This window comes from Paenibacillus sp. E194, from assembly GCF_000935845.1.
Taxonomy (GTDB): Bacteria; Bacillota; Bacilli; order Paenibacillales; family Paenibacillaceae; genus Paenibacillus_B; species Paenibacillus_B alvei_B.
In genome coordinates this window covers 22,614-31,378 of the sequence record NZ_JMDX01000049.1, presented here as the reverse complement: position 1 = coordinate 31,378, position 8,765 = coordinate 22,614, and the positions used below count along the sequence as shown (strand labels likewise).

The 8,765-nt window shown below is 51.8% G+C and carries 1 protein-coding gene; it reads left to right on the top strand.

The features are described 5' to 3' along the window. The first annotated feature begins 23 nt into the window (after positions 1-23). On the top strand, positions 24-8,690 hold the full coding sequence (locus AZ66_RS09365; RefSeq protein WP_231586797.1) for a non-ribosomal peptide synthetase: 8,667 nt from the start codon (positions 24-26) through the stop codon (positions 8,688-8,690). Positions 8,691-8,765 lie beyond the last annotated feature (75 nt).

Here is an 8,765-nt window from a genome sequence, read left to right as displayed (position 1 = left end):
AGGATTCGGGGGCGAAGCTGCTGGTGCTGTCAGGGCGTTTGTGTGACCGCGTGCCGGGTCATGTACCAAGTGATGTACTATCAGGCGATATGCCGAATTATACACGGGGCTATGTGTCAGACCTGGTATCAAGCGATGCACCGATTGCCGAGCCAGGATCATGTGCTGAGCTACTGTCAAGCGGAGCGCCAAGCGAGGAAGAGGCAGAGCATCAGGCTGCAATGCAGCTAGAAGGAGCGGCCTATGGCATCCTGCTGATGGAAGACGAGGTGATTGCCCGGGAAGATACGGCCAACTTGCTGCCACTTGCGGGGCCTCAACATTTGGCTTATGTCATCTACACGTCGGGTTCGACCGGCAATCCGAAAGGAGTTATGGTCGAGCACCGCAGCTACGCAGGCTTAGCGCATGCATGGAAGCAGGCATACCGGTTGGATGCGTTCCGGGTGAGCTTGCTGCAGCTGGCGAGCTTCTCGTTTGACGTATTTGCAGGAGATATGGCGCGGGCGCTGTTGTGGGGAGGACAGATGGTCATCTGTCCAAGTGATGTCAGAATGGATCCAGCGTCGCTGTACGAGCGGATTTGCGAGTACGGCATCAATATCTTGGAGTCGACGCCAGCGCTGGTATTGCCGTTAATGCAGTATATCGAGGAGAACAATCTCGACATGAGCGGGATGAAGCTGCTCATTCTCGGCTCGGACGTTTGCCCAGCCGGGGAGTTCCAGAAGCTGATTCGCCGCTTCGGATCGTCGATGCGCATTCTGAACAGCTATGGAGTTACCGAAGCGTGCATCGATTCCAGCTTCTATGAAGAAGGGGCAGATGCAGAAACAGCGGAGGGAAGCCGCATGAATGTTCCGATAGGCCGTCCACTGCCGCATGTCCGCATGTACGTGGTCAATGAACGGATGCAGCTGCAGCCGATCGGAGTGCCGGGGGAATTATGCATTGGCGGCATCGGGGTCGCCCGCGGATATTTGGGTCGTCCGGAACTGAGCGCCGAGAAGTTCGTGGCGGATCCGTTCCAACCTGGCCAAATAATGTACCGGACAGGGGATACGTGCCGCTGGCTGCCGGACGGCAACCTCGAGTACGGAGGTCGTCGCGATCAGCAGGTGAAAATCCGCGGCTACCGGATGGAGCTGGGCGAGATCGAAGCCTGCTTGCAGCAGCAGTCGTCGGTGAAGGAAGGAGTCGTCGTTGCGCGGGAGGATGGACAGGGGGACGCATACTTATGCGCCTACGTTGTAGCGGAAGGCGAACTGGACGCGGCGGAACTGCGCCGCTGTATGGGGCAGCACCTGCCGGGCTACATGATTCCGTCGTTCTTCGTGCAGTTGGAAGAGCTGCCGCTGACGCCGAACGGAAAGCTGGATCGGCGCGGAATGCCGTCGCCAGAAGGGCAAGCGGTCAGCGGTGTGGAGTATGTGGCGCCGCGGACGGAGCTGGAAGCGAGACTGTGCGAGCTGTGGCAGCGTGTGCTTGGCGTAGAACGGGTCGGGGTGAAGGACAATTTCTTCGACCGGGGAGGCCATTCCTTGAAAGCGACGACGCTAGTGGCGCAGATGCACAAGGAACTGAACGTGAATGTGCCGCTGCGAACGATCTTCCAAACCTCGACACTGGAGGAATTGGCGCAGGCGGTTGACGGAATGGATCGGCAGCTGTACGCCGCGATCGAGCCGGTGGAGACGCGGGACTATTACCCGCTGTCCTCGGCGCAGAAGCGGATGTACATTCTGAATCAATTGGGCGGTGCGGAGCTTAGCTACAACATGCCGGGAGTGTATACGGTAGAAGGGCCGCTCAATGCGGAACGTCTGGAGAAAGCGTTCCACAAATTGATTACGCGTCACGAATCGCTGCGTACTTCGTTTGCGATAGACGGAGGAGAACCGGTGCAGCGCGTGCATCAGCAGATCACATTCCGCGTGGAGACAGAGCGTTTGACAGAACGGGAACGCCAGGAGGATATAGTAGAGGAACAATTGGAACAACGGGTAAATAGCTTCGTGCGTCCGTTTGCTATGGATCAAGCGCCGCTACTGCGTGTAGGGCTTATCGAAGTGGAAAATGAGCGTCATCTCCTATTGGTAGACATGCATCATATTATTTCCGATGGCGTGTCGATGGATATATTGGTACAAGAGTTTACTCGTTTATATGACGGGGAGAGCTTGCCGGAACTGCGGATTCAATATAAGGATTATGCGGTGTGGCAGCAGAAGTTGGCCCAAAGCGAAGCGATGCGTCAGCAGGAAGCATTTTGGGTGAAGACGTTTTCAGGCGACATTCCGGTACTGGAGCTGTCAACGGATTATGCACGTCCGGCGGTAAAAAGCTTTGCTGGGGATGCCGTATATTTTGATATTGATCAAGCGGTAACCAGCGGTTTGCAGCAGATTGTCGCAAAGACGGGCGCTACGATGTACATGGTGTTGTTAGCTGCGTATACGGCGCTGCTGGCCAAGTATACGGGTCAAGAGGATATCGTCGTTGGCACGCCAATCGCCGGCCGTCCGCATGCGGACCTGGAGCCGCTTATCGGGATATTTATCGGCACGTTGGCACTGCGCAACAATCCGGCTGGATCACAATCGTTTACAGCATTCGTGCACGACGTGAAAGAACGCACGTTACAAGCGTTTGAGAATCAGGACTATCCGTTTGAAGAACTGGTGGATAAGCTGAATGTACGCAAGGATCTAAGCCGCAGTCCGCTGTTTGATACGATGTTCGTCATGCAAAGTGCGGAAGAGCCGGATGCCGACATTCGCGAGCTGCAATTTATTCCTCGCGGAACCGGACATACCACCTCTAAATTTGATGTGAGTTTGTATGCCGGCGAAGCGGACGGAGGACTTGCTTGCATGCTGCAGTTCTGCACAGCCTTGTTCCGCAAAGATACGATAGAGCGCATGGCCGGCCATTTCACTCAACTGCTGCGGGAAGTCACTGCGAACCCAGAAGTACAGCTTGATGAAATCGAAATGTTCAGGGATGGAGAGCGCCAGCTTCTGGTTGAATTTAATGACACTCAGCGCGGTTATCCGAAGGAAAAGGCGATTCACGAGCTGATCGAAGAGCAGGCGGGTAAATCACCGGAGCGAACAGCGGTCGTATTCGGAGAGAAGCGGTTGACGTACCGGGAACTGAATGAGCGCGCCAATCGTTTGGCGAGCGTACTGCGGACGAAGGGGGTAACGGCGAATCAAATAGTCGGACTGCTTGCTGAGCCTTCGTTGGAGATGATTACGGGCATGCTCGGCATTTTGAAGGCGGGCGGCGCATACTTGCCGCTTGATCCGGAGCAGCAGAACGAAAGACGGGAGCATATGCTCGCGGACAGCGGAGTCAAACTGATTGTTACCCACCACAGTTGCGGAAGCTCGATCCAACGTCCGTGCGATGTCGTGTATATCGATGATGAATGGGCAGAGACGGCGAATACGGCGGATACGATGAATATGGTGGATACTCCGCTACACTCGGTCAACACGTCCGAGGATCTCGTATATGTCATCTATACTTCCGGTACGACAGGAAAACCGAAGGGAGTACCGATTAAGCACCGCAGCCTTGTCAATTACGCAAGCTGGTTTGCGGATCGTATCGGATTGAGTCCCGAAGACAAGACGGTACTTGTTTCTTCGTATACGTTTGATTTGGGATATACGGGCGTGTTTTCCTCCCTGATAAGCGGGGGAGAACTGCATTTGATGGACAAGGAACAATATGTAAATACAGGGCAATTGTGGTCGTACATCGGGGAACAAGGTATCACGTACCTGAAACTGACCCCATCCTTGTTCCATGTGCTCGTTGGCGGCGACTTCGGCCGAAATGGCGCCAAAGGCGAATCATTGCGCTGGATCGTGCTCGGGGGCGAAGCGATCAAGGTCGATGATGTGGAGCGCTATCGCCAGCAACATGCACATACGAAATTCATGAACCATTACGGTCCGACGGAAGCGACGATCGGTTGTATTGCCCAGCCGATTCATGAGCTTGAATGGGAAGCCTACAAGCATCAACCGGTCATCGGTAGGCCGATAGCCAATACCGAGGTGTATGTCGTCGATAAGCGGATGCACCTGCTGCCGATAGGCATAGCCGGCGAAGTCGTAATAGGCGGAGACGGTCTGGCGGAAGGCTATTTACACCGGCCGGAATTAACCGAGCAGAAGTTTGTCCGGACAAAGTGGTCAGAGAGCGTATTGTACCGAACCGGAGATATTGGACGCTATTTGTCCGATGGGACGATCCAACTGTTCGGGCGAAGCGATGACCAAATAAAAATGAGAGGCTACCGGATTGAATCTGGCGAAATCGAAGGCTGTTTGCGTCAGCTTCAGGGGGTCACAGAAGCGGTGGTCATTGTGCGGGACGAAGCTGCCGAGCCGTTGTTATGTGCGTATTACGTATCAGATATCCGCTATACGGCCGGTGAAATCCGGACCCATCTGGCATCGAGTCTGCCAAGCTATATGATCCCGTCGTTCTTTGTATCGTTGGATGAGCTGCCGCTTACCCCGAACGGGAAACTGGATCGCCGCGCTTTGCCATCGCCGGAAGGCGCAGTGGATACGGGCGTGGAGTATGTGGCGCCGCGGACAGCGTTGGAAGCGAAGTTGGCAGAGTTGTGGCAGCGCGTGCTTGGTACGGATCGGATCGGGGCGAGAGACAACTTCTTCGACTTAGGGGGCCACTCGCTGAAAGCAGTGACGCTCGTGGCGCAGATGCATAAGGAATTGAACGTGAATGTGCCGTTGCGGATCGTCTTCCAAGCGCCGACGCTGGAACAAATGGCGCAGGCGGTTGCAGGGATGGAGCAGCAACTGTACGCGTCAATCGAGCCTGTGGAAGCGCGAGCGCATTACCCGGTATCCTCGGCACAGAAACGGCTGTACATCCTTCATCAATTGGAGGGAGCGGAACTAAGCTACAACATGCCGGGAGTATATGCGGTAGAAGGCCTGCTGGATGCTAGCCGGATTCAACAAGTGTTTGTTGAATTGATTGCGCGGCATGAATCACTGCGAACGTCATTTGAAATGGTGGACGGTCAGCCGGTGCAGCGTGTACACGAACAGGTTCCGTTTGCAGTGGAGATAGAGCATCTACCGGAGCAGGTGCGTCAAACGGACACGATGGAAACATACATTTCCCAGCTAGTAGAGGCATTTGTAAGGCCATTTGATCTGGAACAAGCGCCGCTTTTGCGTGTTGGGCTAATCGAAGTGAATAAGGATCGTCATCTCCTCCTGTTCGATATGCATCATATAATTTCGGACGGAGTCTCAGCCAATATTATGGTACAGGAATTTGCCCATATATATGAAGGCAAGAATTTGCCAGAGCTGCGCATTCAATATAAAGATTATGCGGTATGGCAGCAGGAACTGACTCAAAGTGAGACGATGCAGAAGCAGGAAGCGTTTTGGTTGGAGACGTTCGCTGGGGACATTCCGGTGCTGAATCTGCCGACGGATTATGCGCGACCAGCGGTGCAAAGCTTTGAGGGGGACGCTGTATCGTTCGATATCGGGCAGGACATTACTAGCGGCCTGCAGCAAATTGCCGCAGAGACCGGGGCGACGATGTACATGGTACTGCTGGCAGCATATACGGCATTGTTGTCCAAGTATACGAGACAGGAAGATATCGTCATCGGTACGCCGATTGCAGGACGATCGCATGCGGATCTGGAGCCTCTGATCGGGATGTTCGTCGGTACGCTGGCGATGCGGAACTACCCGTCCGGCGACAAGACATTCTCGGCATTTGTACGGGATGTTAAGGAGCGCGCGCTGAAAGCATTTGAGAATCAGGACTATCCGTTCGAGGAACTTGTAGAGAAATTGGATGTACGCAAGGATCTGAGCCGCAACCCGCTGTTTGATGCCATGTTTGTCCTGCAAAATATTGATCGGACGGAAACCGAAGTTCACGGGCTGCATTTTATCCCGCAGGGCACCTCCCATGTTACGGCCAAATTTGATCTGACTCTGTACGCCAGTGAGATGAACGGAGAAATGGCGTGTATTTTACAGTTCAGCACAGCGCTCTTTAGAAGAGACACGATGGAATGTATGGCGGGTCATTTTACCGAACTGCTGCGTGAAGTAGCCGAAGATCCCACGCGGCGGCTCGGGGACATCGGAATGTTCAGAAAGGGTGAACGCCAGCTACTGGTGGAGTTTAATGCAACATGGAGTGATTATCCGCGAGGGAAAATGGTTCATCAATTATTTGAGGAACAGGCGAAGAAGAGCCCGGAGCAGGTAGCGGTCGTATCGGGAGAGCAGCGGCTGACGTATCGTGAACTGAATGAGCGCGCAGATGGCTGGGCAAGAATATTGCGGGCAAGAGGAGTAATAGCCAATCAAGTAGTAGGTTTGCTGACGGAACCTTCTCTGGAAATGGTAATTGGTTTGTTGGGGATTCTCAAAGCGGGAGGAGCCTACTTGCCTTTGGATCCGGAGCATCAAAATGAAAGAATGGGCTACATGATTGCTGAGAGCGGAATGAAACTGATTCTTACCCATCGCTCATGCCCAGTTCATATCGACCATTCATGCGACCTTATTTATTTGGATGATGACTTCACGGCCGAAGGCAGCGATGGCGCCTTGTTGAACGCTGTCTATTCGCCGGATGATTCCGCATATGTCATTTATACATCTGGCACTACCGGAACTCCGAAGGGAGTTACAATTAAGCATAGCAGTCTCGCAAACTACGGATGTTGGTTTACAGAGCAGGCCGGGTTAACTTCGGTAGACAAAACAGCGCTCGTTTCGTCTTATGCGTTTGATTTGGGATATACAAGTTTAGTTTCCTCTCTTATCATCGGAGGAGAACTGCATCTTTTGAAAAAGGAACAGTATGTAAATCCGGATGAGATGTGGCCATATATTGCAAAACACGGAATTACGTATCTCAAAATGACGCCTTCTTTGTTCCACGTGTTGATGAATAGTGAACACAGTAGAGTAAGCCATGACGGAGCGAGCTTGCGTTGGATTGTGCTCGGGGGCGAAAAAATCCGCATCGACGATGTTGAGCGGTACGCTGAACATAATGCCAATACCCGATTTATGAACCATTACGGCCCGACGGAAGCGACGATCGGCTGTATTGCCCAACCGATTGAGATGGGTCGATGGGAAACCTATAAGCATCGCCCGATCATCGGCAAACCGATTGCCAATACGAAAGTGTATATTGTCGATCAAGACATGCGTCAGCTGCCAATTGGTATTGTCGGGGAGATCTTAATCGGAGGAGATGGACTTGCCAAGGGGTATGTACGCCAACCGGAATTGACCGCGCAAAAATTTATTTTGACGGAATTCGCGGATATGCCGTTATACAGAACCGGGGATCTAGGCCGATACTTGCCGGATGGAACGATACAACTGATCGGACGCAGCGATGATCAAATCAAAATTAGGGGTTACCGGATTGAGTTGGGAGAGGTCGAAGCTAAATTGCGCGAGCTACCTGGTGTTCAGGAGGCTGCCGTCATTGTTGGGGACGGAAGCGGCGAGCCAGCGTTATGTGCATATTATGTTTCTGAAACGGACTATACCGTTGGAGAAATCCGCTCTCGTTTGACGGCATCCTTGCCTAGTTACATGATTCCGTCGTACTGCGTGCAATTGGAGCGAATGCCGTTGACGTCTAATGGCAAGCTGAACCGCCGTGCGCTGCCGGCGCCGGAAGGAAGGGATTTGAGCGATAAGGAATATGTAGCGCCGCGGACGGTTCTGGAACTGCAGCTTGTCGACATTTGGCAGCGTGTGCTCGGCATCGAACGGATTGGTATCGAAGATAATTTCTTCGATCTCGGAGGCCATTCATTAAAGATATTAGAAGTGATTCATTATATTTATCGCGAATTAGGCATTGAATTGCCTTTCCGTGTCATATACGAACAGCAAACGGTTGAACGGATTTCCGCGACCATAGCCGATCAAAAATACAAGCATGAATTTGGAAATCATTTTACCAAGTATAATGAAGCAGGGACATTAAACGTATTTTGTTTTCCTCCTATTGTTGGATATGGTATCCGTTACAAAGAGCTGGCTGGTTTGTTAAATGACGAAATTGCAGTATATGCGTTGGATTTTATAGAAGAGAATCCGATAAAGTCGTGTGCGGATTTGATTATTGACCAGCAGGCAGATGGGCCATATGTGTTTCTGGGATATTCCGTAGGAGGAAATCTAGCCTTTGAAGTTGCCAAAGAAATGGAAAGAAGGGGACGGGAAGTATCGGATATAATTTTATTAGATTCGGTAATATCCATTGAAAAACAGGAAGTGCCCGATGAAATTTTAGAGGCACAAGTTCAATATTTCATTGATGGCGCTGATGAAAACTACGCGGACTATTTAAAGAGCAAAGCTGTTAGACGTCAGGTGGAGCACAAAATGATATCATATATGCGCTATCGAGCCGAAATGATCAACAGCGGACATGTAAATGCCAATCTCCATTGTATTTTAGCTGAGAACTCTTCACTCAAATCCGGTAATGGTACCATGAAAGGTTGGGAGGAAGCAACGACTAAAAATTATATGGAATATGAAGGAACAGGCTCACACAGTGATATGTTGCAGTCAAGCAATTTAATTAAGAACGCTAGGGTGATCGCGCAAATAATTCGGAAAAAATAATAGTGCAGAGATTGATAGAGCAACAAATAGCGGTAGTCGTGGACATGTTTTTGTCCAAGGCTGCCGCTATTTCTT